The organism is Mesobacillus boroniphilus JCM 21738 (assembly GCF_000517385.1).
Taxonomy (GTDB): domain Bacteria; phylum Bacillota; class Bacilli; order Bacillales; family Cytobacillaceae; genus Mesobacillus; species Mesobacillus boroniphilus.
The window spans coordinates 1-2,274 of sequence record NZ_BAUW01000191.1 but is presented as its reverse complement, the minus strand read 5'-3'; the positions used below and the strand labels follow the sequence as shown (position 1 = coordinate 2,274).

Here is a 2,274-nt window from a genome sequence, read left to right as displayed (position 1 = left end):
GTGTAGTGCAATATAGAAGTACAGAGTTATGAAACGAAAAATTACATAACGCTGCACTGTACGAAGGCACAAAAAAAGACTTGCCAGTCTTCCAAAATTTCTCTACCCTAATTGGTGTCGAATCAATAAGGTGGAGGTTGAAAGGAATGCTGACAATGTCTGAAGTAAATTGTATCAAAGTTTTGCGGAATCAGAAATCATTATCTATCAATGCAATCCATAAAATGCTGGGAATCAACTGGCGCACAGCGAAAAAGTATGCCGATGGCGAGGATCTGCCGGAGGAGAAGGTAGTTAAAAAAGAAGGCATGATGCATGAGGAGCAATGGGGCGAGATTGTAGCCGATTGGCTATGGGAAGATGAAAAGCTGAAGAAAAAACAGCGCCGGACCAATAAAAAGATGTTTCAGGATTTGAAAGCCATGGAGTTTCCAGGCTCCTACCGAACCGTCTGCTATTTTATCAAAGAATGGCGTGAAGGCCGTGAGGATCTGGAAGAAGAGACACAGGACAAGAACGCGGAACGGCTGGAACACCCGCCGGGTGAAGCGCAGTTGGATTTCGGTTTAATGGAGGCGGTGAAAGAAGGCAAATATGTGGATGTTCACGCACTCGTCTTGTCACTTCCTTTCAGTAACGCCGCTTATGCAATACCGTTGCCAGGCGAGAACCAGGAATGTTTCCTACAAGGAATGAAGATGATTTTCAATCAATTGGGAGAAGTCCCAAGAAAAATTCGCATTGATAACCTGAAAGCCGCAGTCATCCGGCCACGTGGCCGTCATGAAGAGGCCGTCTTTACAGATGAGTTCCTCCGCTTCGCCAATCACTACGGATTTGAGCCGCAGGCGTGCAATCCGGCTGCCGGCTACGAAAAAGGAAATGTAGAAAACAAAGTGGGTTACGTCCGCTACAATTTTATTACGCCGGCACCAGTCATCGAAAACCTGGATCACCTGACGGATTTGCTTAAAGACCACTTGGAAAAAGACCGGGAACGAACTCATTACAAGAAACAGGTGCCAATCAAAGACCTGTTGGAAGAGGAGTCCCAGTACCTTCTCGCATTACCTGAAGAAGAGTACCCCGTGTTCAAGGAAGAGAAGGCGAAAGCGAACAAGTATGGCGAGATCCTCTTGGATCAGGTGGGCATTTACATACCGAAAGGCGCTAATTTTTCACAGCTGTCCATCATCAAATACTGGGACCGGTTCAAAGTTGTCTCTCCTCACGGAGAGATACTGTATGATGATTTTCGTCCCTACATGCATCGGAATCGGAAGATTCCTTGGGATGGCATTTTACGCGCTTGGGTCAGTAAGCCGCGCGCTGTTCCCTACTCCCGTTTTGCCCCTTATTTGCCGGGACGTATCCGGGAATACCTGGCGATAACGGATCTCGCCATTCGCAAAGAGCGCTTGAGATGGCTCATTGCCACACTTGTCCTGCATGACATGGAAGAAATCAGTGAACGGTTCTATGAGCTGTTAAGTGAACAGACCGAGGAGATGAAAGAGCCGGCAGACCATCCGTTCGATGTGGACTGGTCGATTTACGATCAGCTCCAATCCCCCGCCGACGCTGGAGGTGAGGTAGGATGACGGCTGAATTGAAACAGATGTGTAAGAGCCTGCGGCTGGCGCATGTCGCCGACATTTACGGATCAATCGCCTTTGAAAATTCCGCTCAATTTGTGGAAGCGCTTCTGAATAAGGAGCTGGAGTTGCGGGAAGAAGCGAAAGCAGCACGGCTGATCAAGAAAGCGAAGTTCTTGCAGGAAAAGACGCTTCCGTCTTTTGAGTGGAGCGAAAAAATTCATTTCCCGCATCAGCTCGATTCAGAAGAACTCGTTAAGCTTCACTTCATCGAACGAAAAGAAAACCTGATCTTCACCGGATCCACTGGACTTGGCAAAACGCACCTGGCAACTGCGCTGGGTCATGAAGCGTGCCGAAAGGGTTTTGAGGTGCGGTTCTATCGGGTTTCAGATCTCGCAGAAGCCTTAGAAAAAGCGTGGGCAGAAGGACGATGGGGACAATTCCGGAATCGATTAAAAAAAGTGGACTTGGTCATCTTGGATGAGATGGGTTACGTTCCTTTTAGCAAAGAAGGAGCGGAGCTCCTCTTCCAGCTCATTTCGGACTGGTATGAGCAAACGAGTCTCATCATCACATCGAACTTGGAATTCAGCCAATGGAATCGCGTGTTCAGTGATCCCCGGCTAACAGCAGCACTCGTCGATCGCGTCATCCATCACGCACATATTCTAAATTT

The 2,274-nt window shown here is 48.1% G+C and carries 2 protein-coding genes; both read left to right on the top strand.

Annotated features, from left to right (window positions below; genetic code table 11):
• The first annotated feature begins 146 nt into the window (after nt 1–146).
• The gene (gene istA, locus JCM21738_RS21630; RefSeq protein WP_023626261.1) at nt 147–1,601 is read left to right on the top strand and encodes an IS21 family transposase; all 1,455 of its coding nucleotides are present in this window, start codon (nt 147–149) and stop codon (nt 1,599–1,601) included.
• The coding region (gene istB / locus JCM21738_RS21625; RefSeq protein ID WP_023626260.1) for an IS21-like element helper ATPase IstB at nt 1,598–2,274 on the top strand (677 nt) is incomplete at its 3' end. The genes istA and istB, both read left to right, overlap by 4 nt.

What these genes read in the sequence shown, in the direction of transcription:
- istA (WP_023626261.1), top strand. Translation starts at nt 147, where the DNA reads ATGCTGACAATGTCTGAAGTAAATTGTATCAAAGTTTTGCGGAATCAG.